This window comes from Rhodopseudomonas pentothenatexigens, assembly GCF_900218015.1.
Taxonomy (GTDB): domain Bacteria; phylum Pseudomonadota; class Alphaproteobacteria; order Rhizobiales; family Xanthobacteraceae; genus Rhodopseudomonas; species Rhodopseudomonas pentothenatexigens.
In genome coordinates this window covers 25,038-51,543 of the sequence record NZ_UFQQ01000013.1, presented here as the reverse complement: position 1 = coordinate 51,543, position 26,506 = coordinate 25,038, and the positions used below count along the sequence as shown (strand labels likewise).

The following is a 26,506-nucleotide window of genomic DNA, read 5'->3' as shown; positions in this document are numbered from 1 at the left end:
GAGGTCTTTGCCGACCCCCACAAAAGGCACGATTGAACAAGCCTTTAGAGCGCGAAATTTACGTGGCAAGGAAGCCCAGCGCAACGCTGCCGCTGAACTATGCACCGCAAAGCGGCCGTTCCGGCTCCGGTTCCGCGCGCCCATGTTGGCCTGAGCGGTATCGGGTGCTATGCCGAACTGGCTTCCCGGCTATTCAGCCCCATCTGTTCTGTTCATCGCCTTGCCATGGAGGCAGGGCACGTTCCGATTCCACCGGAACACAGGCAACCCTCATTCTCAGGCGGATCCATCATGGCGCAGGTCGATCATTCCCGTATGGCAAACGCAATCCGGGCGCTGGCGATGGACGCCGTGGAAAAAGCGAAATCCGGCCATCCCGGCCTGCCGATGGGCGCCGCCGACGTCGCGACCGTGCTGTGGACGCAGTTTCTGAAATTCGACGCGGCTGATCCGCACTGGCCGGATCGCGACCGTTTCATCCTCTCCGCCGGCCACGGCTCGATGCTGCTCTATGCCCTCCTCTACCTCACCGGCAACGAGGAGGTGACGCTGGATCAGATCAAGAATTTCCGCCAATTGGACTCCAAGACCCCCGGCCATCCGGAGAACTGCATCACTTCGTCGGTCGAGACCACGACCGGCCCGCTCGGCCAGGGCGTCGCGTCTTCGGTCGGCACAGCGCTGGCGGAGCGGCTGCTGCAGGCGGAGTTCGGCGACATCGTCGATCACTTTACCTATGTGCTGTGCTCCGACGGCGACCTGATGGAAGGCGTCAGCCACGAGGCGATCGCGCTCGCGGGGCATCTCAAGCTGTCGAAACTGATTTTCCTGTACGACGACAACGGCATCTCGATCGACGGCCCGCTGTCGCTGACCGACAATGTCGATCAGGTCGCGCGTTTTCAGGCCCACGGCTGGAATTCGTTCCGGATCGACGGCCACGACCACAAGGCGATCGCCGATGCGATCCGCAAGGCCCAGGCCTCCGACCGGCCGACTATGATCGCCTGCAAGACCACGATCGGGTTCGGCGCGCCGCACAAGGCCGGCACGTCGAAGGCCCACGGCGAACCGCTCGGGGCCGAGGAACTCGCCGGCGCCAAGAAGGCGCTCGGTTGGGATTACGGCCCGTTCGAGATCCCCGACGACGTGCTCGGTGCCTGGCGCAACGTCGGCAAGCAGGGCGCTTCGGCGCGCACCGACTGGCTGACCCGGTTCGACGCCCTGCCGGCGGACAAGCGCGACGATTTCAAGCGCCGTGTGATCGACCGCAAGCGCCCGACAGCGATCGCGGATGCTATCCGCACGCTGAAGGACAAGCTGGTCTCCGAGCCGCAGACCATCGCGACCCGCAAGGCCAGCGAACTGGCTCTGGAAGCGCTGACGCCGGTGGTGCCGGAACTGCTGCTCGGCTCCGCCGACCTGACGCCGTCCAATAACACCCGCGTCAAACAGGCCAAGGACGTGACGCCGGACGATTTCTCCGGCCGCTACATCCACTACGGCATCCGCGAGATGGGCATGGCGGCGGCGATGAACGGCCTCGCGATGCATGGCGGTTTCGCGCCGGCGGGCGGCACCTTCCTGTGCTTCACCGACTACGCCCGGCCGTCGATGCGGGTGGCGGCGCTGTCGCATGTGCCGGTGGTCTACATCATGACCCACGATTCGATCGGGCTCGGCGAAGACGGCCCGACCCATCAGCCGGTCGAGCATCTGGCCGCGCTGCGGGCGATTCCGAACATGCGGGTGTTCCGTCCGGCCGACGCGGTGGAGACCGCAGAGTGCTGGCAGCTCGCGCTGGAGAACACCAACGGCCCGACCGTGCTGGCGCTGTCGCGGCAGAACCTAGCTCAGGTGCGCACCGCCACGTCCGAAGCCAACCTCAGCGCCACCGGCGGCTACGAGCTGATCCCGGCCCCCGGCAAGGCACAGGTGTCGATCTTCGCCACCGGCTCCGAAGTGGAGATCGCCGTCGCCGCGCAGAAGCTGCTCGAAGTGCAGGGCGTCGCCGCCCGCGTGGTCTCGGTGCCGTCGCTCGATCTGCTGCTGGCTCAGGACGACGCCACCCGTGCCGCGATTATCGGCGACGCGCCGGTCAAAGTCGCCGTCGAGGCGGCGGTGCGGTTCGGCTGGGATGCGGTGATTGGTCCGGACGGCGGCTTCGTCGGAATGACCGGCTTCGGCGCCAGCGCTCCGGCGAAGGACCTTTACAAGCATTTCGGAATTACCGCCGAGGCCGTGGCGGACGCCGCCAAGCGCCGGCTCGCGGCCTAATAACGCGGCGCCCACCGGCGGGCGATTAAGGATCGCGCAATTTCTGTGGGCGCGGCGGTTCACCGCATCAGGTGAGCCGCGCCTGCGGTAAGGCTTTGATCTGAATCATGAACGAGCGGATTGCAACTGCTCGGCATTTTGGGCATGAAACCGCGCAAGAGTACGGGGAGCGCCCCGTCATAGAACTGAAAATCATCGGCAGCGAGGAGAAATTGGATGGCAGTCCGGGTCGCGATCAATGGGTTTGGCCGCATCGGCCGCAACGTTATGCGGGCGATCTACGAGTCCGGTCGTAAGGACATCGAAGTCGTTGCGATCAACGATCTCGGCCCGGTCGAGACCAATGCCCATCTGTTGCGCTTCGACTCGGTGCACGGCCGGTTTCCGCACGAGGTGAAGGTCGACGGCGACACCATCGATGCCGGCCGCGGCAAGATCAAGGTGACGGCGATCAAGGATCCGTCGGCGCTGCCCTACAAGGAGATCGGCGTCGACATCGCGCTGGAATGCACCGGCATCTTCACGGCGCGCGACAAGGCCGCCGCGCTGCTGACCGCCGGCGCCAAGCGCGTGCTGGTGTCGGCTCCGTCGGACGGGGCGGATGCGACCATCGTCTACGGCGTCAACCACGAGACGCTGTCCAAGGACCACATGGTGGTGTCGAACGGCTCGTGCACCACCAACTGCCTGGCCCCGGTCGCCAAGGTGCTGAACGACACCGTCGGCATCGAAACCGGCTTCATGACCACCATCCACGCCTACACCGGTGACCAGCCGACCCTGGACACCATGCACAAGGATCTGTACCGCGCCCGTGCCGCGGCGATGTCGATGATCCCGACTTCGACCGGCGCCGCCAAGGCGATCGGCCTGGTGCTGCCGGAGCTCAAGGGCAAGCTCGACGGCGTCGCGATCCGCGTGCCGACCCCGAACGTCTCGGTGGTCGACCTCAAGATCATCGCCAAGAAGGCCACCACCAAGGAAGAGATCAACGAGGCGATCAAGCGCGCCGCCGAGCAGGAGCTGAAGGGCATCCTCGGCTACACCAACGCGCCGAACGTCTCGATCGACTTCAACCATGATCCGCACTCGTCCACCTTCCACATGGACCAGACCAAGGTGCAGAACGGCACGCTGGTGCGCGTGATGTCGTGGTACGATAACGAATGGGGCTTCTCCAACCGCATGGCCGACACCGCCGTGGCGATGAGCAAGCTGATCTGACGACCTGGTACTTGTGAACTCATGGTTCGAGACGCGGGCTTTCGCCCGCTCCTCACCATGAGGACTATGTCCGGCGCGAGGAGTTCGTCTCCTCGCCGCTTTGGAAGCCTCATCCTGAGGAGCCGAGCGCAGCGAGGCGTCTCGAAGGATGGGCCCCACACACAGGGTTCATCATGACCAAATCATTCCGCACCCTCGACGACGTCGACGTCAAAGGCAAACGCGTCCTGCTGCGCGTCGATCTCAACGTGCCGATGGATTCCGGCAAGGTCACCGACGCGACGAGGCTGGAGCGCGTCGCGCCGACCATCACCGAGCTGTCGGGCAAGGGCGCCAAGGTGATCCTGCTGGCGCATTTCGGCCGACCGAAGGGCCGCGACGACAAGAATTCGCTCAAGCCGGTCGCCGCTGCGCTGGCCGAGGTGATCAAGAAGCCGGTCGGCTTTGCCGAGGACTGCGTCGGCGAGCCCGCCGCCAAGGCGATCGCCGCGATGGCCGACGGCGACATCCTGTGCCTGGAGAACACCCGCTTCCATCCCGAGGAAGAGAAGAACGATCCGGCGTTCGTTGAGAAGCTCGCCGAACTCGGCGACATCTGGGTCAACGACGCATTCTCGGCGGCGCATCGCGCCCACGCCACCACCGAGGGCCTCGGCCACAAGCTGCCGGCCTATGCGGGCCGCACCATGCAGGCCGAGCTGGTCGCGCTGAACAAGGCGCTGGAAGCGCCGGTCAAGCCGGTGATCGCGATCGTCGGCGGTGCCAAGGTGTCGAGCAAGATCGATCTTCTCGAAAACCTGGTCACCAAGGTGCAGGCGCTGGTGATCGGCGGCGGCATGGCCAACACCTTCCTGCACGCCCAGGGCGTCAAGGTCGGCAAGTCGCTGTGCGAAAAGGATCTGGCGGAGACCGCGCTGCGGATCATGAACAAGGCCGAAGCCGCCAACTGCGCCATCATCCTCCCCGTGGACGCCACCGTGGCGTATCATTTCGAGGCCAACGCGCCGTCGTTCGCCTACGGGCTCGACGCGATCCCGCCGGACAGCATGATCCTCGACGTCGGCCCGCGCTCGATCGAGCGCATCCACGCCGCGATCGACGACGCCGCCACCCTGGTGTGGAACGGGCCGGTCGGCGCGTTCGAACTGACGCCGTTCGACAAGGGCACGGTCGAAGCCGCCAAGCACGCCGCCAAGCGCACCAAGGCCGGCAAGCTGGTATCGGTCGCCGGCGGCGGCGACACCGTCGCGGCGCTCAACCATGCCGGCGTCGCCGACGATTTCACCTACATCTCGACCGCCGGCGGCGCCTTCCTGGAATGGATGGAAGGCAAGCCGCTGCCGGGCGTCGAGGTGCTGCGGGTCAAGTAGGCCCCAACTCACGCCCACTCGGTCTCGAAGAACGCCCAGGTTGTAGACGCCTCGTTCCGCACCTACATTCCGAACGGGATGTGGTGCGGATCGCAGGACCAAGTTCCGCAGAGGTCATCACGGTGGGCACCAGTGACGATCGCGATTCTGAAGAGCGGGCTCGGGAGGCTGCGCGGCAGCTCCGAGCCGAGATGACGGCACCTGGACTGCGGCCGACCGATCCGCCGCTCCCTGACTTGGACGCTCCAGAGATCAAGGCAAAAATTCGCCGGGCCTGCGCCGCCATCAATGCAAGTGCAGGAGAACAAGAGCTCCTTGAGCAGCTTGGCGTTATGATGATCGAAGTCTGGGGCGACGACGGGAAGTGACGCGCCCGTCCTTACTGCATTCTTTCTCGTCATCGCCCGCGAAGGCGGGCGATCCAGTATGGCAGTGAACGGCGGATCGAACACGAGCGCTCTGGAATACTGGTTCCCCCGCCTTCGCGGGGGATGACGTTGGCCGCCGTTCTACCAACGACATGGCCGCGGTCAATCGCGCCCTCGCCATCTTCCTCGGCATTGTCTAAGACCCTGTCCGAACGGCTTCCCACCTCAACAAGAACAGCCAAAGGAGAGACGCGATGAACCTCGCTGACTTGAACCAGATCGCTCGCGCCATGGTCGCGCCCGGCAAGGGCATTCTCGCCGCCGACGAATCGTCGGGGACGATCAAGAAGCGGTTCGACGTGATCGGGGTGGAGTCGACCGAGACCAACCGCCGCGACTATCGCGAGATGCTGTTCCGCTCCAACGAAGCGATGAGCGACTACGTCTCCGGCGTCATCCTGTACGACGAGACGATCTGGCAGAACGCCGCCGACGGCACCCCGCTGGTGAAGCTGATCGAGCAGGCCGGCAGCATCCCCGGCATCAAGGTCGACGAAGGCACCCAGCCGCTGCCGAACTGCCCGGGCGAAACCATCACGGTCGGCCTCGACAAGCTCGCCGAGCGGCTCGCCAAATACTACAAGCAGGGCGCCCGCTTCGCGAAATGGCGCGCGGTGATCGACATCGACACCACCCGCGGCGTGCCGACCCACACCGCGATCATGACCAATGCCCATGCGCTGGCGCGCTATGCGGCGCTGTGCCAGCAGGCGCAGATCGTGCCGATCGTCGAGCCCGAGGTGCTGATGGACGGCGCCCACGACATCGACACCTGCTACAACGTCACCGAATGGGTGCTGAAGGAAACCTTCCAGCAACTGTACTTCCAGCGCGTCGCCCTCGAGGGCATGATTTTGAAGCCGAACATGGCGGTTCCCGGCAAGAAGTCGGCTAACAAGGCCTCGGTGCAGGAAGTCGCCGAGAAGACCGTGAAGCTGCTGAAGGCCTGCGTGCCGTCGGCAGTGCCGGGCATCGCCTTCCTGTCCGGCGGCCAGTCGGACGAAGAAGCCACGGCGCACCTCGATGCCATGAACAAGATCGGCGGCCTGCCCTGGGGCCTCACCTTCTCTTACGGCCGCGCCCTGCAGGCCGCGCCGCAGAAGGCGTGGTCGGGCAAGGCCGAGAATGTCGCGGCCGGTCAGGCCGCGTTCACGCACCGGGCCCGGATGAACTCGCTCGCCGCCAAGGGCGAGTGGAGCGCCGAGCTCGAAACCAAGAAGGCCGCCTGAGCCGCAATGAACGCCAAGCCTGCCCCATCGCGTCCGGCGCCGCGCCTGTATCTGGCGACGCCGGTGATCGCCGATCCCGCTGCGATCGTCCCAGCCCTGCCGAAGCTGCTGGCGGCCGCCGATGTGGCGGCGGTGCTGCTGCGGCTGGAACCGTCCGATCCACGCACCCTGACGTCGCGGATCAAGGCGGTGGCGCCGGTGGTGCAGGCAGGCGGCGCGGCGCTTCTGGTCGACGGCCACGCCGATCTGGTGGCGCGCGGCGGCGCCGATGGGGCGCATCTGACCGGCCTCGAAGCGATGCAGGAATGGCTGCCGCAATTGCAGCCATCCCGCATCGCCGGGGTCGGCGGGCTGGAAACCCGCCATGATTCGATGATCGCCGGCGAAGCCGGCGCCGATTACGTGCTGTTCGGCGAGCCGGGAACCGACGGCACCCGGCCTTCGGCGGACGCCATCGCGGAGCGGCTGGACTGGTGGGCGGAGCTGTTCGAGCCGCCGTGCATCGGCTATGCGGCCAGCCGCGAGGAAGTCCATCAATTCGCCACAGCAGGTGCCGATTTCGTGCTGGTCGGCGACTTCATCTGGAGCGCCGACGATCCCACGGCCGCGCTGGCGGACGCCGGCGAAGCGCTCCGCCAAGGCTTCGCTGCCGCCCCCCGGCAATGACACATTGGATTCGACGATGAAGGCGCTGCGCGCATTCGCGATTGTTGCGGCTTCGCTGCTGTTCGCCACCGGCGCCGCGGCGCAGATCTCGCTGTCGCCGCCGTCCGGGCCGAACCCGTTCCCGAAGCCGCTGGAGCCGGACAAGCCGAAGCCCAGGCCGGCGGCCCCTGCCAAGGCGCCCGCCACCGAGGCCAAGGACAAGGCCAATAAACCGGCCGCCAAGCCCGACGCCAAGGCTGCGAACGGCGCCGGCGCCACCGAAGCCGATGATCCCAACATCGATCTGGTCTACGGCGCCTATCAGCGCGGCTTCTACAAGACCGCTTTCGAGCTGGCGCAGAAGCGCGCCGCCGACAACGACGCCAAAGCCATGACCATGCTGGGCGAGCTTTACGCCAACGCCCTCGGGGTCAAGCGCGACTACAAGAAGGCGGTCGAGTGGTACCAGCGCGCGGCCGATCTCGGCGACCGCGAGGCGATGTTTGCGCTGGCGATGGCCCGGATGGGCGGCCGCGGCGGCCCGCCGAACCGCGAGGAAGCCGCCAAATGGCTGGCGCAGGCCGCCAAGCTCGGCGAGCCGAAGGCAGCCTATAATCTGGCGCTGCTGTATCTCGACGGCCAAACCTTCCCGCAGGACGTCAAGCGCGCCGCCGAGCTGCTCAGGATCGCCGCCGACGCCGGCAATGCGGAAGCGCAATATGCGCTGGCGACCTTCTACAAAGAGGGCAACGGCGTGCCGAAGAACGTCGAGCAATCGGTGCGGCTGCTGCAAGCCGCGGCGCTCGCCGGTAACGTCCCGGCGCAGGTCGAATACGCGATCGCGCTGTACAACGGCACCGGCACGCCGAAGAACGAGCCCGCCGCCGTGGCGCTGCTGCGCAAGGCTGCGCGCGCCAACAATCCGATCGCCCAGAACCGCCTCGCCCATGTGCTGGTCACCGGCCAAGGGGCGACGCGCGACATCGTCGATGCGATGAAATGGCATCTGGTCGCCAAGACCGCCGGCAAGGGCGATCTGTTGCTCGACCAGACCCTGGCGCAGATGTCGCCCGAAGATCGTGCCAAGGCCGAAGAAGCCGCCCGCACCTGGATCGGCGGCGCCAAATGATCCGGGTTGACGCCGGGCCCCGCAACGGGCACCCCTTCGCCGGCAATCCCCTCACAATCCCTTCCAGACCGGACCCGTTCGCAGGTCGTCACGAGACCAGACCATGATCCATTCCGCCCTCATCAACGTCATGGTCAAGGCCGCGCGCCGCGCCGGCCGCAGCCTCAAGCGCGACTTCGGCGAGATCGAGAATCTCCAGGTGTCGCTGAAGGGCCCGGCAAACTTCGTGTCCCGCGCCGACAAGCGGGCCGAAGAAATGCTGTACGAGGACCTGACGAAGGCGCGGCCGGGCTACGGCTTCCTCGGCGAAGAAGGCGGCACGCGCGAAGGCGCCGACAAGAGCCATCGCTGGATCGTCGACCCGCTCGACGGCACCACCAACTTCCTGCACGGCATCCCGCACTTTGCGATCTCGATCGGTCTCGAGCGCGAGGGCACGATGATCGCCGGCCTGATCTACAATCCGGCCAATGAGGAACTGTACATCGCCGAGCGCGGCAAGGGCGCGTTCCTCAACGATACGCGGCTGCGTGTCGCCAATCGCCGCGAACTCCACGACTGCGTGATCGGCTGCGGCCTGCCGCATATCGGCCGCGGCGACTTCGCGCAGAACCAGCGCGAGATGGCGGCGCTGCAGCCCAAGGTCGCCGGCCTGCGCCGCATGGGCACCGCCTCGCTCGACCTCGCCGCCGTGGCCGCCGGCCGCTTCGACGGCTTCTGGGAGCGCAATCTGTCGCCGTGGGACATCGCGGCCGGCATCGTCATGATCCGCGAAGCCGGCGGCACCGTCGGCGAAATCTGCGGCGGCGACGTGCTGCAGAGCGGCGACATCGTCTGCGGCAACGAAATCATCCACGCCGAGCTGACGCGGATCCTGAAGCCGCTGACCTGACGCTCGATGGTCCGACGCTCTTAACAAAGCGTCCGACGTTGCTAACAAAGGCCGTCATCGCCGGGCTCGACCCGGCGATCCATCTCCTTCAAGTGATACTGTCGAGCACACGCTGACGCGCGGATGGATGCGCGGGCCTTCGCTGCGCCGAAGGGGCTTCGGCCCCGCAGGCGGGTCAAGCCCGCGCATGACGGGACGCGTGGGGGGCCGCATAGCCACACCAAGGGTGGTCATCGCCCGCGCAGGCGGGCGATCCAGTATTCCAGAGCTTTGCTTCAAGAATCAGCGCACCACCGTACTGGACCCTCCGCCTTCGCGGAGGGTGACGATGGTGTTTGATGACATGCTGTCGAGCTTGAAGTCGGCGCGATGCGCTTACGCCGCCGGCACGATCCGTCGCACGTCGCCGCTGTCAGTGACGAACGCGGCGCCCGGCTTGGAGAACAGGAAGCCGTTCGACTTCTTCAGCGGGTAGAGCGCATCGAGCTTCTGCGCGCCTTCGGCCAGCGCGATCTTGCCGTCGATGACGTCGCGATACAGCCTCGCGACCGCCACCATGTCGCATTGTTGCGGCGACAGGCGCATCGAGGAGACGCCGGCATCCTTGAGCTTGTCGATGTCGCCGAGCAGGCTGGCGCAGGTGTAGGACAGCGTCTGCACACCGTTCATCGCCAGGAACGGTTCGTCGTCGAGCGTGGTCACGGCGAGGCCGTCGGGATCCTGCTCGCAAACGAACTTGCAATTGTCCTTCGCCAGCTTGTTGAGCCGGGCATGATAGCAACGCGCCGAGATCGCCAGCGGCACCCGGCCGAACGAGAACACCTCGAACGACACGTTTGGCAGCGACTTGGCGATGCTGCGGATCGCCGACAGCGGCAGCTCCGGCGGCAGGCAAACCCGGCTCGCGCCGCGCGAGGCGAAATACGCCGCGGTCGCTTCGTTGTAGATGTTGACGAACGGACCGATCGCGTGCGCCTTGCCGCCGAGCATGCCGAGGCAGGAGAGGTCGTTGACCTCCATCATGAAGCCGTCGTCGCCCGCGAGTTCGGCCATCGCCTTGCGCTCGCGCGGCAGCGACATCAGCACCAGCGAGCCCATCAGCACATTCTTGCCGGCGCCGGCGAGACGTTCGACCACCGCCGGGATGTGCTCCTCCAGGAACGGCTGGCGCTTCGAGCACACCACCTCGCCGACCACCACGGTGTCGACCGGCGCTTCGTCGGCGATGCGGAAATAGAAGTCGCGCCACTCTTCCGGCTTCCAGTTGAACAGCACCGGTCCAAGCGTGAGTTGCATGGGAGTAGCCTCGCTGTAGTTCGCGAACAATCTCTCGGCGCCGACGGGCGTCGGCGCCACGCTGTCAGCGCCAGGTCTTCTTGTAGGCGCCGGTGGTGGTGGACTGGCCTTCGGTCAGGCCGCGCAGTGCGTCGACCGGCAGCGGCCGTCCGTCGTCGAGCGCGGCGAGTACGTCCTTGAAGGTCTTCACCACCCGTTCAATATAGGCGCGACCGCGCTGGCGGCCTTCGATCTTCAACGCCGCGACGCCGGCGGCGCGGAGGTCGGGCAGCATCGTGGTTGCATCGAGGCTGGCCGGATCTTCGAACAGATAGCCGCAGCCTTCGTCGGTCTGGTAGCGGCCCTTGCAGAGCGTCGGATACGCCGCAGCCTCGCCCTTGGCGAATTTGTTGATGGTGAACTCGCCGAGCCGCGACACCAGCGAGCCGTTCTGCTCGCGATACTGGATCGAGGCGGCCGGCGAGCAGACGCCGTCCATGTTGGGCGACTTGCCGGTTGCGTAGGACGACAGCGAGCAGCGGCCCTCCTCCATCACGCATAGGCCGCCGAAGATGAAGACCTCGGTCTCGACCTTCACCTCTTTGGTGATCGCGGCGATTTCCTGCACGCTGAGCACCCGCGGCAGCACCACACGCTGGGCGTTGAAGCTGTCGACATAGAACCGGATCGAATCCGGATTGGCGGCGGCCGCCTGCACCGAGACGTGCAGCCGCTGCTCCGGATGGGTCTTGGCGCAGTAATCCATCACGCCGACATCGGCGAGGATCACCGCATCGGCCTCGGCTTCGACCGCATCGTCGACCGCGCGCTGCCACAGCTCGACATTGCCGGCGCGCGCGAAGGTGTTGATGGCCACCAGCACCTTGGTGCCGTAGCGATGCGCGTGCGCGATCGACTCCCGCATTTCCTCGCGGCTGAAATTCAGCCCCGGAAAGTTGCGCGCATTGGTTTCGTCGTTGAAGCCGCAATAGATCGAGTCGGCACCTGCGGCGACGGCATCGTGCAGCGCCGCGGGCGTGCCAGCCGGACAGATCAGTTCCATGCTCTAACCTCCGCCTCCGACGCCCAGCTCTTCGCGATAGCCGGGCTGCGCGCCGACCAGGCTGCGCAAGATCCGTTCGATCGGCGCCGCCAGCGGGCCGAACCACGCCACCGACTCCTTGAGAAAATCGACGCGGGAATCGTCGATCGCATTGCGCAGCGCCACCACCGCTTCCATGTCGCCGTCGATCTCGATGTCGCGCGAGAAGAACAGCGCGTCGCCGTCGTAGGAGCCGTCGGTCATGCCGATCAGCGCCGACAGCGGCCCCGCGATCCGCGCGTGAATGTTGGTGGGCAGCGTGCGCACCACCGTGACCCGGGGATTCATCCGCCGCGGCTCCAGCACGAACGCGATCGGCAGATCGGTCGGCGCGAGGCCGTAACGCTTGCCGGTGTGCGGACCGAGGCGATCGAAGATCCGGGGATGGCGCGCGCGAATTTCGCGCAGGCAGATTCCGAGCAGCACCTGCAGCGGCAACAGCGGCAACACCCGCGTCGCGAGGGCAAGCGGCGCGGGCATCCTGGAGACGGATGAATTGGATACCGACATGGGCCACCTTATCGTGAACAGTTCGCGTAGCCCGGCCCCGACGGTACTTCTTTGCGCCTGATCAAAGACAGGCTCGATGGCAAGTGCTGACCAATGATCTCCGTAGGGAGACATCATGCTGAACCGCGTCAAACCGCCCTTTCCGGATCTGCGGGCGTTCAGCGCCTATCTCGAATCCCGCGGACAATTGCACCGCATCCGCAAGCCGGTGTCGGTGATCCACGACCTCACCGAAATTCATCGCCGCGTGCTGCACGCTGGCGGTCCGGCACTCCTGATCGAGACCCCGATCAAGGCCGACGGCACGCCGTCCGAGATGCCGATCCTGGTCAATCTGTTCGGGACGGTCGAGCGGGTGGCCTGGGGCCTCGGCATCCTGCCGGAGAATCTGTCGCGGCTCGGCGAGGCGCTGGCCGAAATGCGCGAGCCAGCGCCGCCGCAGAGCCTGACCGACGCGCTCAGCAAATTGCCGATGGCCAAGGCCGCGTTGGCGATGCGGCCGAAGCTGGCGAAATCCGCGCCGGTGCAAGAGGTGGTGTTGACCGGCGACGCCGTCGATCTCGGCCGGCTTCCGGTGCAGATCCCGTGGCCGGGCGAGCCGGCGCCGCTGATCACCTGGGGCCTCGTTTTCACCAAGCCGCCGCCCGGCGCGCACGGCACCGACAATGTCGGCGTCTATCGGATGCAGGTGCTGGGTAAGGACCGCCTGATCATGCGCTGGCTGGCGCATCGCGGCGGCGCCAAGCATCACCACCAGTGGAAGGCCGAGAAGCGCGAGATGCCGGTGGCGATCGTGATCGGCGCCGATCCGTCGATGATTCTCTCCGCGGTGCTGCCGCTGCCGGAGACGGTGTCGGAAATCAAATTCGCCGGTCTGCTCGGCGGCGAGCGGCCGAGCCTGACGCCTTGCCAGACCATTCCGATCAGCGTGCCGGCCGATGCCGAGATCGTGCTCGAGGGCTTCGTATCGCCGACCGAGACCGCGCCGGAGGGGCCGTATGGCGACCACACCGGCTACTACAATGCGGTCGAGGAATTTCCGGTGATGCGGATCACCGCGATCACGATGCGGCGGCATCCGATCTATCTGTCGACCTATACGGGGCGGCCGCCGGACGAGCCGTCACGGCTCGGCGAGGCGTTCAACGACGTGTTTCTGCCCGTCGCGCGGCGGCAATTCCCTGAGATCGTCGATCTGTGGCTGCCGCCGGAGGCGTGCTCCTATCGGATCGCGGTCGCCTCGATCAAGAAGCGCTATCCCGGCCAGGCGCGCCGGCTGATGATGGGACTGTGGTCGATGCTGCCGCAGTTCAGCTACACCAAGCTGCTGATCATCGTCGACGACGACGTCGACGTCCGCGACTGGGCCGACGTGATGTGGGCGGTGTCGACGCGCTGCGACACCTCGCGCGACATGGTGTCGATCAGCGACACCCCGATCGACTATCTGGATTTCGCCTCGCCGAAATCCGGACTCGGCGGTAAGCTCGGCATCGACGCCACCAACAAGATCGGCACCGAGACCGAGCGCGAGTGGGGCAAGGTGCTGGAGATGGACCAGGACGTGATCGCACGGGTCGATGCGATATGGAGCAGCCTCGGGCTGTCGCCGGAACATCAACCGGCGGCCGGTCAGCGCCGGCTGATCCGGTGAGCGCGCGGCACCGCATCGCGGTCGGCATCAGCGGTGCCTCAGGCGCCGCGGTGGGGCTGCGGGTGGTCGAACTGCTCGCTTCGGTCGATTGCGAATTGCATCTGGTCGTGTCGAAGGCCGCGCGGCGGACCATCGCCTACGAGGCCGGACCGAACGCGCTCGATCACGCCATCGACCTGGTGCATCGCCACCACGAGATCGACGACGTCGGCGCCTGCATCGCTTCGGGCTCGTTCCGCACTTCCGGCATGATCGTGGCGCCGTGCTCGATCCGCACCCTGTCGGCGATCGCCCACGGCGATCTCGACAATCTGCTGGTGCGCGCCGCCGACGTCCAACTCAAGGAGCGCCGCCGCCTGGTGCTGATGCTGCGCGAGACGCCGCTGCATCTCGGCCATATCCGCAGCATGGCGCAGGCGACCGAGATCGGCGCGATCGTGGCGCCGCTGTCACCGGCGTTCTATCAGCGGCCGCGCTCGATCTCGGAAATGGTCGATCACATGGCGCTGCGCGCGATCGGGCTGCTCGGGCTGCACGATCTGGAGCTTGCCGCGCCGGAATGGTCCGACGACACCCCGCCGACCTGCCCGAAGAATTGAGCTACTCTTAAATGCACAGCCTGCTCCTTCTCCCCGCGCGCGGGGAGAAGGTTGGGATGTGGGGGCGTTTCCACGCCGCCGAGCGCGGATGCGGTCATCGGGACTTACGAACTAACAGGTCGAGACGCTCGGACTCGCGGAGACGCCCCCTCACCCGCCCGGCTTCGCCGGTCGACCTCTCCCCGCGCGCGGGGAGAGGTGGGCCGCACGCGCGTTAGCCGCAAAGCGGAATCCGTTCAGGGGCGGCCTCCTTCGGCACGTCCTTCCGCAGGTCCACATCCCTGGTCAGCGGGAAGAAATCGCCGGTGCGTTCGGTCTTCAGATAGGTCGTAACCAACGTTTTGGCCGGGAGCGTGCCGATGCGGCACGCTTCGGCGCCGACCCCAATCGTCAGCGAGCCGCGCTCGCCCTTCGCCTTATGGGCCCCCATTTGGTCGCGGACGGCGAGCAGCCGCGGCACGTCCTCGGGCGCCATCCGGAAGGCGTAGATCTTGGTGTCGTTCGTCACTTCGCCGGCCAGCGACAACAGTTCGCCGGGATCGTCCAGATCGGCCAACACGAACGCCTGCTCGGTTTTCTCTGCGCCGACCGCGACGGTGACGCGCAGCGTGACGCGGCGTGGCCGCAGCCCATGCGGCAGCCGCACGGCAATCCGCAGCGCCGCCGGATCCGTCGCCGACAGATCGGTACGCGCCAGCTTGAGCATGGAGGTGACCGGAACGGAGCTGCAGGCGGTCAGGGCGCCGAGAACGATGGCGGCGGCAACGAGCTTGAACGAAACTGGGAAGCGCATGACGCTTATCCTATCTTGACGATGATAAATTATCGTTTTACGATAATTTCATCTCGAAATAGATGATGGAGCTTCCCAATGCAAGCACGAACATCCGCTGGCTCCCCGCTTGGACTGGCTGATCCGGCGGCCGCCAGGTTGGTCCGGCTGTCACGGGCGATGGGCTGGGTGACGACGGTCGGAATCGTGCTGATCGTCGCGCTGGTCGGCGCTGCCTTCGTGGTGCCGAGCTGGGCACGCAATCTGCTGCTGGCGAAGCTCGGCGACATCGGCAATCGGCTGCCGCTCGATGCCGGCAATCAGGCGCTGGCAGCAATCATCATCGCCGTGCCGATCGCGGTGATGCTGTGGGGACTGTTGAATGTGCGAGCGCTGTTCGGCGAGTTCGCGCGCGGCCAGGTCTTCACCGCCACGGCCGCAACCCACCTGCAGCGCTTCGGCATCGCAGTTTTGGCGCAGGGCGCGCTCGGCCCGATCACCGCAACGGCATTGGCGCTGGCGCTGTCGCTCGGCAATCCGCCAGGGCAGCGGATGCTGGTGCTGACCCTCTCGAGCAATGACTACGTCTCGGTGATCGTCGGCGGCGTGCTGATCGCGGTCGCCACGGTGATGCGCGAGGCGACGCGGCTCGCCGACGAGAATGCGAGCTTCGTCTGATCGATGGCAATCGTGGTCAATCTCGACGTGATGCTGGCGCGGCGCAAGATGCGCTCGAAGGAACTCGCCGAGCACATCGGCATCACCGAGCAGAACGTATCGTTGCTCAAATCAGGAAAAGTGAAGGGCATCCGGTTCGAGACGCTGGAGCGGATCTGCGCGGCGCTCGGCTGCCAGCCCGGCGACATTCTCGAATATGTCGAGGACAAGTAGCGTCGAACAAGAGAAAGGGCCGGCAGCTGCGCGATGCAGATGCCGGCCCTTCGAATTTTCAAGTCGGCGCCGCAATCGGCGCTGGACAGATCGCCTTTCGATCAGGCGGTCGCCGGACGCGAGGCGTGCTCGTGCGGCCGCCAGTCTTCCGCCGCTTCGTCCCAATAGTGGGCGTCGTCGAAGCGCTTCCAGTGCGCGTTCTGCGCCACGACCTCGCGGCCGCCGATGATCAAGGCCACCAGACCGATCAGGCCGACCAGCCCGTAGATCGCTGCGATCAATGCAACAATGGTCAAGGCTCTTTCCTCACTGTTTGCGATGAGCACCCGTTAGGCTTGACGGCGGGTGCGCCCGTCTTGAACGCGAGACTCGGCTCGGAGAACTCAGTTAGCCCACGCGAACCAGCCGCTACGCTTCGCAGGCTGCTTCGCAGTCACCACCGGAGCCGGCGGCTGCGGTTGGGCACGCTGGGTCGCCTTCCGCCACAGGTCGTCCACCACCAGATACGCGATCAACGCAGGGCCGACGGCGCACGTCAGGAACAACACCAGCGATCCGACAGAATCCAGAAACACGTTACACCTCCTGCTTTCGTCGAAGGCAAAACTAGGGAAAGTACCGCTGACCGCATTGCGCCGGATCAATTTTGCCGGGCCGCCGCTACAACCAAGAACTGATTAGTTCCATGTAGTTAGCTGTTTATTAAACGGGATTTGGCGCCCCTTGGAGCGATCCGGGCGGCTTTACTCACCGTGTTGTGACTTCATCGCGGCGATTCGCTCCCGACCGGGACCGGCGTGCCGAGAGCTGTGCAGTACGCGCAGAGCGACAACACGTCGCGCCCCTCGACCGCGCCGTCAGGCCGGCTTCAGGCGGTAATGACTGACGCCCCACTCGTCACCATCGGCGTAGCCGAACAGCCCGGAAGTGGCGAGGAAGAACCAGCGCCAACGCCGCATCCACAGCGCGGTGTCGTCACCATAGACCGGCCGCAGGATAGTTTCGATCTCGCCGCGGTGACGATCGAAATTGACCAGCCAATCTTCGGCCGTGCGCTGGTAGTGACGGCCGCTCCAGCGCCACTGCTCGTCGATCGTGAACAGATCGGCATATTGCAGGATCAGCCGATGGCTCGGCATCACCCCTCCGGTGAAGAAATGCTGCGCGATCCAGTCGGCGCGATCGGAACGATCGAACAGATAAGCGCCGCGGCGATGGCTGAAGATGTGCATGAAGAACAGCCCGCCCGGCTTCAGCCAGCCGCGAATCCAGGTCATCAGCTTGCGCCAGTTCATCATGTGCTCGAACATTTCGACCGAGACGACCCGGTCGAATGTGTCGTGGGGTTCGAACGCGTTCATGTCGCAGGTGACGACGCGCAGATTCATCAGCCGCCGCGCGGCGGCCTGCGCTTCGATGTACTCGCGCTGCGATGTCGAGTTCGACACCGACTGGATCCGCGCATAGGGAAAGCGCTCGGCCATTGCCAGCGACAGCGAGCCCCAGCCGCAGCCGAGCTCGAGGATCGACTGGCCGTCGCGCAGATCGGCGTGCTCCATCGTGAGCCGCAGCGCCTCCGCCTCGGCCTGCGCCAGGCTGGTTTCGGCATCGCGATAGAAGCAGGACGAGTATTTGCGGTGCGGCCCGAGCACCTTGCCGAAGAACGCCGCCGGAACCTCGTAATGCTGGGCGTTGGCGGCGTCGGTATGCTCGGCCACCGCACGTTCGGCCATCGCCTGCGCGAAAGCGGCGTCGGTCGCCGGATTGCCCTGCGCCATCTTGGCGGCAGTCCGCGCGCACAGCATACGGATGCCGGCGCGGATCACCGCATCCGGCATCGGCACCCGCTCGGCGAAGTCGATCAGCGAGGCGAGTGCGTTCATGATGCGCCGGAGCGCCGCGGCGGCAGCGGGAAGAACATCGAGGTCCTGGCCTGATAGTCGCGATAGCGTTCGCCGCGCGATTTCAGCATCTGTTCTTCGAGCGGCGGAATGCCGGTGACGTACACCAGGATCCAGTACATGAACAGCGGCGCCAGCAGTGCGGCATAGCCCCAGACATAGGACAGCGGCTCGGCGAACGGGATCGCGATCACCGGATAGGCCAGCCAGCCGAACCACTGGAAGAAGTAGTTCGGATGCCGCGACCAGCCCCACAGCCCGGCGTCGCAAACCTTGCCCTTGTTGGCCGGATCTTCGCGGAACGCCTTGAGCTGGGAGTCGGCCAGCCCTTCGCCGGCGATGCCGACGATCAGGATCAGCACCCCGAGATAGTCCTGCAGCCGCAGGCCGCCTGCCGGCGCATGGGCCGCGACGAAGATCGCGAACACCAGTGGAATCGTGCCATAGGCCTGGTTCTGCAGGAAGAGGAACATCTTCTTCGGCGCGTCCGCGCCCCATTGCGCCGCATAGGCGGCGTAGCGCGGATCGTCGGTGATGTGCCGGGTGCGCGCCGCGATGTGCGATCCGAGCCGCAGCGACCACGCCGCCACCAGCACCGCCACCAGCCATTGCCGCGCGTCCGGCGCGCCGTCGATCGGCACCAGCGCCGAGGCCGCGCCGGTGAGCCCGAGCGAGAACGTCCAGATGGTGTCGACCCATCCGGAATTGCCGGTCCGCTGCTGCACCAGCCAGGCGCCCGCCATCAGCACCGCCAGCGCCACCGCGATCCCTGCCAGCGCCCCGAGATACACACTCGTCATCATCCACCCGTCGTTCGACTGCCATGCTGAGACGGCAGATACGTCTGGGGCCGCAGCGGGGTTTCGGATTCGGGTTCCGACCCACGCGGGCGGCGGATAACCGCCGCAACGGCTTCCTTCCGCGCCGTGCTGTGCCATATTGGGTGAAACAGCCGCTTCCGGCAAACCGGAGACAGAACCGACGATGGCTTCAGGCCCTTCCCCGCGCCACGCGATGGAGATCGAACTCGACAAGCTGTCGTCGCCGCGAATCTTCCTGGTGCGGATGCTGGTGTTCCTGGTGCTGTGCGCGCTGATCGTGGTGGTGCTGTACAAGCAGGTGCTGGCCGCATTTATGGCCAATCCGGGCCTCAACGGCCTGATCTGCGCGGTGCTGGTGATCGGCATCGCGCTGGCCTTCCGCCAGGTGATCCGGCTGTATCCCGAGGTCGCCTGGGTCAACAATTTCCGCATCAACGATCCCGGGCTGGCGCTCGACCAGCGGCCCAGCCTGCTGGCGCCGATGGCGGCGATCCTCGGCGGCGAGCGCTCCGGGCGGATCGCGATCTCGCCGCAGACGATGCGGCATCTTCTCGACTCGATCGCCACCAGGCTCGACGAAGCCCGCGACATCTCGCGCTACATGACCGGGCTGCTGGTGTTCCTCGGCCTGCTCGGCACCTTCTGGGGCCTGATCGAGACCGTCGGCTCGATCGGCGGGGTGATCGGCAATCTGAAGGTCACCGGCGATGCCGGCTCGCTGTTCGACACGCTGAAGGAAGGTCTCGCCGCCCCGCTCGGCGGCATGGGCATCTCGTTCTCGTCGTCGCTGTTCGGCCTCGCCGGCTCGCTGATCCTCGGCTTCCTCGATCTACAATCCAGTCAGGCCCAGAACCGGTTCTACACCGACCTCGAAGACTGGCTGGCCTCGACTGTGCGCAGTTCGGCGGGCGATGGCGCGCTCGCGGGCAGCGCCGACCTGCAGGCCGCCCTGGAGCGGCTGCGGCTGACGCTGGAGGACGGCGGCGCCAACCGCGCCACCACCGCCGCGATGGCCAACCTCGCCAACGCGATCCAAAGCCTGGTGGCGCACATGCGCAACGAGCAGCAGATGATCCGCGAATGGGCCGACGCCCAGGGCGAGCAGAACCGCGAGATCAAGGAGCTGCTGACCGAGCTGGTTCGCCAGCCGGAGAAGAGCGTGCGCGAGCCGGAGAAGAGCTGATGGCGCTCGCCCGCGGTCGCCGGCAGGAGACCGGCTTCAATTACTGGCCCGGCTTCGTCGATGCGCTGTCGACGCTGATTCTCGGCATCGTGTTCCTGCTCACGGTGTTTCTGGTGGTGCAATTCTTCCTGTCACAGGAGGTCACCGGCAAGGACAAGGCGCTGCAGGAGCTGAACGCCAAAATCGCCCAGCTCAACGACATCCTGTCGCTGGAGAAGCTCGGCAAGCTCAATCTCGAAGAACAGCTCGCGCAGATGCGCGCCGGGCTGTCGGCGGCCGAGAGCGAGCGCGACCGGGTCAAGGGCCTGTATGACGGCCTCGCCGGCGCCGGCAACGACGCCGCCGGACGCGCCGGCGAATTGGGCAAGGCGCTGGATTCGGAAAAGCAGATCTCGGCCCGCGCGCTGGCGCAGGTCGAGGTGCTGAATCAGCAGATCGCCGCGCTGCGCCGCCAGCTCGCCGCCCTCGAAGAAGCGCTCGACGCATCCGAAAGGCGCGGCAAGGAGTCCCAGAACAGAATCGCCGATCTCGGCCAGCGCCTGAACGTCGCGCTGGCGCAGCGGGTGCAGGAGCTGTCGCGCTACCGCTCGGAGTTCTTTGGCCGGCTGCGCGCCATCCTCGGCGACCGGCCCGACATCCGCATCGTCGGCGACCGCTTCGTGTTCCAGTCCGAAGTGTTTTTCGATACCGGCCAGGCGCTGCTGCTGCCGGAAGGCCGCGCCGAGCTCGACAAGGTGGCCGAGGCACTGAAGGAGCTCGACAAGAAGATCCCGGCCGAGCTGCCGTGGGTGGTGCGGGTCGACGGCCACACCGACAAGCGGCCGATCACCGGCGCCTTCAAGTCCAACTGGGAGCTGTCGAGCGCCCGCGCCATCTCGGTGGTGCAGTATCTGATCTCGCTCGGCGTCCCGGCCCAGCGCCTGGTCGCCGCCGGCTTTGCCGAATTCCAGCCGCTCGACACCGCCGACTCCGAAGACGCCTACAAGCGCAACCGCCGCATCGAATTGAAGCTGACGGAGCGTTGAAGTTGTTCTTGTCGTCGCCCCCTCGTTGGTCATTCCGGGGCGCCGCGAAGCGGCGAACCCGGAATCTCGATCGGTGCCCGTGTCAGATTCCGGGTTCGCGCGCAGCTGCGCTGCGCCGGCCCCGGAATGACGGCACTTGGTGACGGCGATGCCCAGCTTCACCCTCCGCCCCTACACCGAAGCCGACGAAGCCCCCGCGATCGCGCTGTGGCTGCGGACCTGGCAGCTCGCCTACCCGGCGATCGACTTCACCAAACGTGTCGAGTGGTGGCGCGAGCGTTGGCGCACCGAATTGGTGCCGCAGGCGGCGATTATCGTCGCCGCGCAGGACCGCGCGCTGATCGGCTTCGTCACCATCGATGCGGCCGGCTATCTCGACCAGCTGGTGGTCGAACCGGAACACTGGGGATGGGGTGTCGCCGAGGCGCTGGTGGACGAAGCCAAGCGCCGCTCCCCCGCTGAGGTGACCCTCAAGGTCAACGCCGACAACTACCGCGCCATCAAGTTCTACCGCCGCAATGGCTTCGCGGTCACCGGCGAGGAGCTGAACAGTTCCGGCCGTCCGGTGCTGAACATGCTGTGGCGGCCGGCTTAGCGTGTTGTCTGTTCAACCAGCACGGTAGTCATCCTCCGCGAATGCGGAGGATCCAGTACTCCGAAAAATTGCTCTGAGAGTGAAAGGCTCGGGGCTACTGGATCGCCCGCCTGCGCGGGCGATGACGGCGTTGATGAGGCGAACCTACGCGGCCTCGAACTGCAGCTTGGCGAGGCGCGCGTAGAGGCCGCCGCGGGCGACGAGTTGGGCGTGGGTGCCCTGTTCGACGATGCGGCCGTGCTCCATCACCACGATGCGGTCGCACGACAGCACGGTGGCGAGACGATGGGCGATCACCAGCGTGGTGCGGTCGCGCATCAACTGCTGCAGGGCGGTCTGCACCAGCACTTCGCTTTCGGCGTCGAGCGACGAGGTCGCTTCGTCGAGCAGCAGCAGCGGCGCGTCGCGCAGGATCGCGCGGGCGATGGCGATGCGCTGGCGCTGGCCACCGGACAGCGTCACGCCGCGCTCGCCGAGCTTGGTGTCGAAGCCTTCCGGCAGACGGGAAATGAACTCGGTGGCGTGGGCCTGCTGCGCGGCGCGCTCGACCTCGAGCTCGCTGGCCTCGTCGCGGCCGAACCGGATATTGTCGCGGGCGGACGCAGCGAACACCACCGAATCCTGCGGCACCAGCGCGATCCGTTCGCGCACCGCCTGCGGATCGGCAGCGTTGATGGCGACGCCGTCGAGCGAAATCGTCCCCGAACTCGGATCGTAGAACCGCAGCAGCAGGTGAAACAGCGTGCTCTTGCCGGCGCCGGAGGGACCGACGATCGCGACCTTTTCTCCCGCGCGAATGCTCAGCGACAATCCGTCCAGCGCCCGGAAATCCGGGCGGGTCGGATAGGTGAAGCTGACATTGTCGAACACCACCTCGCCGCGCACCGGCATCGGCAGCGCCTTCGGCTGCGCCGGCGCCGCGATCTCCGGCTTCACCCGCAGGATTTCGAACAGCCGCTCGGCCGCGCCGGAGGCCGCCGAGACTTCGCCCCACACCTCGCTGAGCTGGCCGAGGCTGGAGGCGGCGAACACGGCGTACAGGATGAACTGGCCGAGCCGGCCCGGCGTCATGATGCCGGTGGCGACATCGTGCGAGCCGACCCACAGGATCGCCACCACGCTGGCGAACACGATGAAGATGATGATCGCGGTGAGCAGTGCCCGCGCCGCGGTCGAGCTGCGCGCCGCCTCGTAGGACTGTTCGACCGCGCCGCCGAACCGCGCATTGGCTACGCGCTCGTTGGTGTAGGCCTGCACGGTGCGGATCGCCCCGACCAGTTCGGCTGCGTAGGCGGAGGCGTCGGCGAGCGTATCCTGCGCGTTGCGCGACAGCCGTCGCACCCAGCGTCCGAACGCCACCAGCGGGATCACGATCAGCGGAATCGCCGCCAGCACGAAGCCGCTCAATCGCGGACTCGACACCACCATCATCGAGATCGCGCCGACGAACAGCAGCATGTTGCGCAGCGCGATCGACACCGAAGCGCCGACCGCGGATTTGATCTGGGTGGTGTCGGCGGTCAGCCGCGAGATCAGCTCCCCGCTGCGCGCGGAATCGAAGAACGCCGGCGACAGCGCGGTGAGATGCCGGAACACGTCGCGCCGGACGTCGGCGACGATCCGCTCGCCGATCGTCATCACCAGGTAATAGCGAGCCGCACTGGCGATCGCCAGCACCACCACCACGACGAGCATCACGCTGAAATAGCCGTTGATCAGTTCGACGCCTTCGGCGCTGAATCCGAAATCGATCAGCCGGCGGACCGCGATCGGCACCACCAGCGTGGTCGCGGCCGCGACGATCAGCGCGATCAACGCCAGCGTGGCGCGGCCGCGATAGCGCGCCACGTAAGGCATCAGCGACAGCAGCGGCCGCAGCCGGCTGCGCTTGACGACGGCAGCAACTTCCTCGACCTGGCTCGGATCCGCATCGGCCCGCAACGTGCCGGTGCGCGGCCCGACATTCTCGGTCGCCGCGATCGCATCCAGCGACAGACTGATCGCCGACGCGTCGGAATTGGAGCTCTGCGGTTTGTTCGGTGCCTTCATTCGGAACTGCCAAATCGATGAAAACGCTTCAGCCGGCACCACATAGGCCGCAATCGCTGCGGCTGGCAAATCCGGTACAGCCCGGTCACCGGATCGTGTGCTGTGCCTTGTGCAGGCGGCGCGGCTGGGATATAGAGCCCGGCAAATTCGCCCGAAATCATCGCGATGCAGGCGCCGGCGAGCGCAAGGGATTACCCATGAAGACCGAAATTCACCCGGACTATCATACCATTACCGTCGTCATGACCGACGGGACCGAGTACCAGACGCGGTCGACCTGGGGCAAGGAAGGCGACAAGCTGAACCTCGACATCGACCCGAAGTCGCATCCGGCGTGGACCGGCGGCACCCAGCAGGTGCTCGACCGCGGCGGCCGTGTGTCGCGCTTCCAGAAGAAGTTCTCGGGCTTTCTCAAGAAGGATTGAGCCGGCGCCGGCTGTTCGCCGCTTCTTCAAGATCCGATACGTCGAACGCCCCGCTCGCGCGGGGCGTTGTGCATTGGTGGACCTTTGTGTTGGTGGTCCTTTGGATCTGCGGATCAATTCGCCGCCGGCTTCGGGCGTTCGGCATCTCAGCCAAGCCCCCAAAATGCCAATGGCCGGGACGAGCCCGGCCACAGCCGCTTCAAATCTGATCGACGTCAGAGACGTCAGTTCTCAAACGCCGCCTTCAGCATATTGAGCTGCGGCACCAGCGGGTTGCCGAGCGCCGGCGGCTCCGGCGGAGTGTGCATGGTGGAGTCGAGCCGGCGAATCCGGCTTTGCAGGCTCATCGACCGGGCGATCAGCGACTGCAGCTGTTCGGGCAGCCGTTCCAGAACGTCCGGCGCGCCCGGATCGGCGGCGGACAGCTTGACCTTGGTCTTTTCGCGGTTGGCCTGGATCAGCGTCATCTCGCCTTCCTTGACCGCGCGATGCAGCAGCAGCCAGGAGGCGAGTTGCATCAGGCGGGTCGTGAGCCGCATGCTTTCAGTAGCGTAGGTCAGGCTCACCGCCCGATCGAGCAGCTTGGCCTCGGCGCGACCGGCGCCGTCGAGATAGGCGGCGGTCTCCTCGACCAGATCCATGCCCTCCCGAAACAGAGCCGTGAACGCTGCCGAACTGGTCAGCCGCTCGCTGAGCACCACCAAGGCAGATTCGCCCTGCGCGACATCAGACATGATCAACGCCTCACACTACCGGATACTTGTGCCGGGTCGCGAAGCTACGCACCGGCTTATGATGAACAAATCATTACGCCGCCGTTGTCCAGAGTCCAGCGGACCCGCGTACAAAGGTTAACGCAGCTTCAGAGACAGCATTGTGGCGGTCAATGACCAAAGCGTGACGCCGGCACTGCGGACGATACCGAGGCCAAAAAAGAGCCGCCGTTTCCGGCGGCTTTTAAGTTGATAACAGGGAGGCGTCAAAACAGAGTGGACAGGAGCCACTCGGTCCAAAGATGGACATCCACAGTAATACGCGGGAAAGCTTAATCGCGCGTAAATGAGCGGATTTGTTTACGGTCGATTTGCCATGCCGGCGGCGACCGCGGGTGTCCCGAGATGGGACAGCGCCGCTGGCCGCGCCTCGGCGTTCAGCTCTTGAAGATCCGGTCGGCGGCCTCGCGCGTCGCCCGCTTCATCGTCAGCGCGGTTTCCAGCCTGGCGATCTCCGCCTTGAGCAGTGCGACCCGGGCACTCAGTTCTTCCACCGAGAGCAGCGACAGATCCTGCCCGATCTCGTGGCTGGTCTTGATCCTCGGCTTGTCGTCGTCCTCGATCGCCATCGTGGTCCTCGCCCGTTCGTGATCCGCTGCGGTTGCCAGCCGAGCTCCGGCTGTCTAATCACAGCCTGTTCCGGCAGATGACACCCGCCCGCTCCGCCAGCCAAGGAAAAACCATGGAACCGATCCCTTCGCAAATGACCGTGGTCGGCATCAGCAAGCCCGGCGGTCCCGAGGTGCTGATACCCGAAACACGCGACGTGCCGAAGCCCGGCCCGGGGGAAATCCTGGTCAAGGTCTCGGCGGCCGGCGTCAATCGGCCCGACGTGGCGCAGCGCTCCGGTTCCTATCCGCCGCCGCCGGGTGCGAGCGATCTTCCCGGGCTGGAGATCGCCGGAACGGTGGTGGCGCTCGGCGACGGCGCGACCCGGCACAAGCTCGGCGACCAGGTGATGTCACTGGTAGCCGGCGGCGGTTACGCGGAATACTGCATCGCCCAGGACGCCCAGGCCATGAAGGTGCCGGCGGCCTTTTCGTTGATCGAAGCCGGCGCCACGCCAGAGACGCTGATGACGGTGTGGCACAACGTGTTCGAGCGCGGCGGGCTGAGATCCGGCGAAACGCTGCTGGTGCACGGCGGCTCGTCCGGCATTGGTACGATGGCGATCCAACTGGCGGTCGCGCGCGGCGCCAAAGTGATCGCCACGGTCGGCTCCCAGGACAAGGCCGAGGCCTGCCTGAAGCTCGGTGCCTCCCGGGCGATCAACTACAAGACCGAGGACTTCGTCGCCGCAGTGAAGGAAGCGACCGACGGCAACGGCGCCGACGTAATCCTCGACATGGTCGGCGGCGATTACATCGAGCGCAACTACGACGCCGCCGCGTTCGACGGCCGCATCGTGCAGATCGCATTTCTTGGCGGCGCAAAGGCCAACGTCAATTTCGCCAAGCTGATGACCAAGCGGCTGCATCACACCGGCTCGACCTTGCGGCCACGCTCCAACGCCGACAAAGCCGCAATGGTCGCGGCGATCGAACGCGAGGTGATACCACTGCTCGATCAGGGAAGGATCAAGCCGCTGATCGACGGCACCTTTGCGCTGCGCGACGCCGCCGATGCTCACCGGCGGATGGAAACCAGCCAACATATTGGCAAAATTGTGTTGACGGTGTGAGTGGGGCAAGTCCGAGGCTCGCTGTAAAGTCTATGTTTTCACGTGCTTTCGTGTCA

General features: G+C 66.0%; 28 protein-coding genes. 17 read left to right on the top strand and 11 right to left on the bottom strand.

What is annotated here, in order from left to right; genetic code table 11:
* Positions 1-291 precede the first annotated feature (291 nt).
* From tkt to DWA33_RS13795, 8 genes are all read left to right on the top strand, one after another.
* Positions 292-2,277, top strand: coding sequence for a transketolase (gene tkt, locus DWA33_RS13830; protein WP_114358659.1), 1,986 nt, complete (start codon positions 292-294; stop codon positions 2,275-2,277).
* Positions 2,278-2,493: 216 nt separating this feature from the next.
* Positions 2,494-3,501, top strand: a complete 1,008-nt coding sequence (gap, locus tag DWA33_RS13825; RefSeq protein ID WP_114358658.1) for a type I glyceraldehyde-3-phosphate dehydrogenase — start codon at positions 2,494-2,496, stop codon at positions 3,499-3,501.
* A gap of 173 nt (positions 3,502-3,674) precedes the next feature.
* A complete protein-coding gene (locus DWA33_RS13820; RefSeq protein WP_114358657.1) occupies positions 3,675-4,871 on the top strand; it encodes a phosphoglycerate kinase in 1,197 nt (398 codons plus the stop codon).
* Positions 4,820-5,239 carry an antitoxin MazE-like protein gene (locus DWA33_RS25610; protein ID WP_114358656.1) on the top strand — a complete coding sequence of 140 codons (420 nt, stop codon included), beginning with the start codon at positions 4,820-4,822 and terminating at the stop codon, positions 5,237-5,239. Before DWA33_RS13820 ends, DWA33_RS25610 begins: the two co-directional genes overlap by 52 nt.
* Positions 5,240-5,493: 254 nt before the next feature.
* A complete protein-coding gene (locus DWA33_RS13810; RefSeq protein ID WP_114358655.1) occupies positions 5,494-6,528 on the top strand; it encodes a class I fructose-bisphosphate aldolase in 1,035 nt (344 codons plus the stop codon).
* Between the two features lie 6 nt (positions 6,529-6,534).
* Complete coding sequence (locus DWA33_RS13805; protein ID WP_114358654.1) at positions 6,535-7,194, top strand: thiamine phosphate synthase; 660 nt, start codon at positions 6,535-6,537, stop codon at positions 7,192-7,194.
* Between the two features lie 16 nt (positions 7,195-7,210).
* A complete protein-coding gene (locus tag DWA33_RS13800) occupies positions 7,211-8,302 on the top strand; it encodes a tetratricopeptide repeat protein (protein ID WP_114358653.1) in 1,092 nt (363 codons plus the stop codon).
* Positions 8,303-8,405: 103 nt separating this feature from the next.
* Complete coding sequence (locus DWA33_RS13795; RefSeq protein WP_114358652.1) at positions 8,406-9,194, top strand: inositol monophosphatase family protein; 789 nt, start codon at positions 8,406-8,408, stop codon at positions 9,192-9,194.
* 375 nt (positions 9,195-9,569) lie between these two features.
* On the opposite strand, the gene DWA33_RS13785 is transcribed toward DWA33_RS13795, so the two are convergent.
* The 3 genes from DWA33_RS13785 to ubiT all read right to left on the bottom strand — a co-directional run bounded on the left by DWA33_RS13785 (position 9,570) and on the right by ubiT (position 12,081).
* On the bottom strand, positions 9,570-10,490 hold the full coding sequence (locus DWA33_RS13785) for a U32 family peptidase (protein WP_114358650.1): 921 nt from the start codon (positions 10,488-10,490) through the stop codon (positions 9,570-9,572).
* 64 nt (positions 10,491-10,554) lie between these two features.
* The gene (ubiU, locus tag DWA33_RS13780) at positions 10,555-11,532 is read right to left on the bottom strand and encodes a ubiquinone anaerobic biosynthesis protein UbiU (RefSeq protein WP_114358649.1); all 978 of its coding nucleotides are present in this window, start codon (positions 11,530-11,532) and stop codon (positions 10,555-10,557) included.
* A gap of 3 nt (positions 11,533-11,535) precedes the next feature.
* A complete protein-coding gene (gene ubiT, locus DWA33_RS13775; RefSeq protein ID WP_011156467.1) occupies positions 11,536-12,081 on the bottom strand; it encodes a ubiquinone anaerobic biosynthesis accessory factor UbiT in 546 nt (181 codons plus the stop codon).
* 115 nt (positions 12,082-12,196) lie between these two features.
* Here ubiT and DWA33_RS13770 point away from each other — a divergent pair, with 115 nt between their 5' ends.
* Together DWA33_RS13770 and DWA33_RS13765 are read left to right on the top strand one after the other, a co-directional pair.
* Positions 12,197-13,735 carry a UbiD family decarboxylase gene (locus DWA33_RS13770; protein ID WP_114358648.1) on the top strand — a complete coding sequence of 513 codons (1,539 nt, stop codon included), beginning with the start codon at positions 12,197-12,199 and terminating at the stop codon, positions 13,733-13,735.
* On the top strand, positions 13,732-14,334 hold the full coding sequence (locus DWA33_RS13765; RefSeq protein WP_114358647.1) for a UbiX family flavin prenyltransferase: 603 nt from the start codon (positions 13,732-13,734) through the stop codon (positions 14,332-14,334). The genes DWA33_RS13770 and DWA33_RS13765 overlap by 4 nt, the downstream gene beginning before the upstream one ends.
* Before the next feature lie 214 nt (positions 14,335-14,548).
* Here DWA33_RS13765 and DWA33_RS13760 read toward each other — a convergent pair whose 3' ends face one another.
* Positions 14,549-15,127, bottom strand: coding sequence for a hypothetical protein (locus DWA33_RS13760; RefSeq protein WP_114358646.1), 579 nt, complete (start codon positions 15,125-15,127; stop codon positions 14,549-14,551).
* A 78-nt stretch (positions 15,128-15,205) separates the two neighbouring features.
* On the opposite strand from DWA33_RS13760, the gene DWA33_RS13755 reads away from it, so the two are divergent.
* On the top strand, positions 15,206-15,784 hold the full coding sequence (locus DWA33_RS13755) for a DUF2975 domain-containing protein (RefSeq protein WP_114358645.1): 579 nt from the start codon (positions 15,206-15,208) through the stop codon (positions 15,782-15,784).
* A gap of 3 nt (positions 15,785-15,787) precedes the next feature.
* Positions 15,788-15,997: a helix-turn-helix domain-containing protein gene (locus DWA33_RS13750; RefSeq protein WP_114358644.1), complete on the top strand. Its 210-nt coding sequence runs from the start codon at positions 15,788-15,790 to the stop codon at positions 15,995-15,997.
* Between the two features lie 101 nt (positions 15,998-16,098).
* Here the strand turns inward: DWA33_RS13750 and DWA33_RS13745 are convergent, their stop codons facing one another.
* The 4 genes from DWA33_RS13745 to DWA33_RS13730 all read right to left on the bottom strand — a co-directional run bounded on the left by DWA33_RS13745 (position 16,099) and on the right by DWA33_RS13730 (position 18,698).
* Positions 16,099-16,293: a hypothetical protein gene (locus DWA33_RS13745; RefSeq protein WP_107343081.1), complete on the bottom strand. Its 195-nt coding sequence runs from the start codon at positions 16,291-16,293 to the stop codon at positions 16,099-16,101.
* 87 nt (positions 16,294-16,380) lie between these two features.
* On the bottom strand, positions 16,381-16,572 hold the full coding sequence (locus DWA33_RS13740) for a hypothetical protein (protein ID WP_047309264.1): 192 nt from the start codon (positions 16,570-16,572) through the stop codon (positions 16,381-16,383).
* 282 nt (positions 16,573-16,854) lie between these two features.
* On the bottom strand, positions 16,855-17,880 hold the full coding sequence (locus DWA33_RS13735; protein WP_114358643.1) for an SAM-dependent methyltransferase: 1,026 nt from the start codon (positions 17,878-17,880) through the stop codon (positions 16,855-16,857).
* Positions 17,877-18,698 carry a DUF1295 domain-containing protein gene (locus tag DWA33_RS13730; RefSeq protein WP_114358761.1) on the bottom strand — a complete coding sequence of 274 codons (822 nt, stop codon included), beginning with the start codon at positions 18,696-18,698 and terminating at the stop codon, positions 17,877-17,879. Before DWA33_RS13730 ends, DWA33_RS13735 begins: the two co-directional genes overlap by 4 nt.
* 184 nt (positions 18,699-18,882) lie before the next feature.
* On the opposite strand from DWA33_RS13730, the gene DWA33_RS13725 reads away from it, so the two are divergent.
* From DWA33_RS13725 to DWA33_RS13715, 3 genes are all read left to right on the top strand, one after another.
* Positions 18,883-19,902 carry a flagellar motor protein MotA gene (locus DWA33_RS13725; protein WP_114358642.1) on the top strand — a complete coding sequence of 340 codons (1,020 nt, stop codon included), beginning with the start codon at positions 18,883-18,885 and terminating at the stop codon, positions 19,900-19,902.
* Positions 19,902-20,927 carry a peptidoglycan -binding protein gene (locus DWA33_RS13720; RefSeq protein ID WP_114358641.1) on the top strand — a complete coding sequence of 342 codons (1,026 nt, stop codon included), beginning with the start codon at positions 19,902-19,904 and terminating at the stop codon, positions 20,925-20,927. Before DWA33_RS13725 ends, DWA33_RS13720 begins: the two co-directional genes overlap by 1 nt.
* Positions 20,928-21,075: 148 nt before the next feature.
* Entirely contained in the window at positions 21,076-21,522 is a 447-nt protein-coding gene (locus DWA33_RS13715) for a GNAT family N-acetyltransferase (protein ID WP_114358760.1), read from the top strand.
* A 144-nt stretch (positions 21,523-21,666) separates the two neighbouring features.
* Here DWA33_RS13715 and DWA33_RS13710 read toward each other — a convergent pair whose 3' ends face one another.
* Positions 21,667-23,571, bottom strand: a complete 1,905-nt coding sequence (locus DWA33_RS13710) for an ABC transporter transmembrane domain-containing protein (protein WP_114358640.1) — start codon at positions 23,569-23,571, stop codon at positions 21,667-21,669.
* A gap of 197 nt (positions 23,572-23,768) precedes the next feature.
* Between DWA33_RS13710 and rpmE the strand changes: the two genes are divergently transcribed.
* Positions 23,769-23,996 carry a 50S ribosomal protein L31 gene (gene rpmE, locus DWA33_RS13705; protein ID WP_011156453.1) on the top strand — a complete coding sequence of 76 codons (228 nt, stop codon included), beginning with the start codon at positions 23,769-23,771 and terminating at the stop codon, positions 23,994-23,996.
* 224 nt (positions 23,997-24,220) lie between these two features.
* On the opposite strand, the gene rcdA is transcribed toward rpmE, so the two are convergent.
* Positions 24,221-24,730, bottom strand: coding sequence for a protease adaptor protein RcdA (gene rcdA, locus DWA33_RS13700; protein ID WP_114358759.1), 510 nt, complete (start codon positions 24,728-24,730; stop codon positions 24,221-24,223).
* Positions 24,731-25,146: 416 nt separating this feature from the next.
* Positions 25,147-25,338, bottom strand: a complete 192-nt coding sequence (locus DWA33_RS13695; RefSeq protein ID WP_114358639.1) for a DUF1192 domain-containing protein — start codon at positions 25,336-25,338, stop codon at positions 25,147-25,149.
* A 113-nt stretch (positions 25,339-25,451) separates the two neighbouring features.
* On the opposite strand from DWA33_RS13695, the gene DWA33_RS13690 reads away from it, so the two are divergent.
* Complete coding sequence (locus DWA33_RS13690) at positions 25,452-26,450, top strand: NAD(P)H-quinone oxidoreductase (RefSeq protein ID WP_114358638.1); 999 nt, start codon at positions 25,452-25,454, stop codon at positions 26,448-26,450.
* The last annotated feature ends 56 nt before the right edge of the window (positions 26,451-26,506 follow it).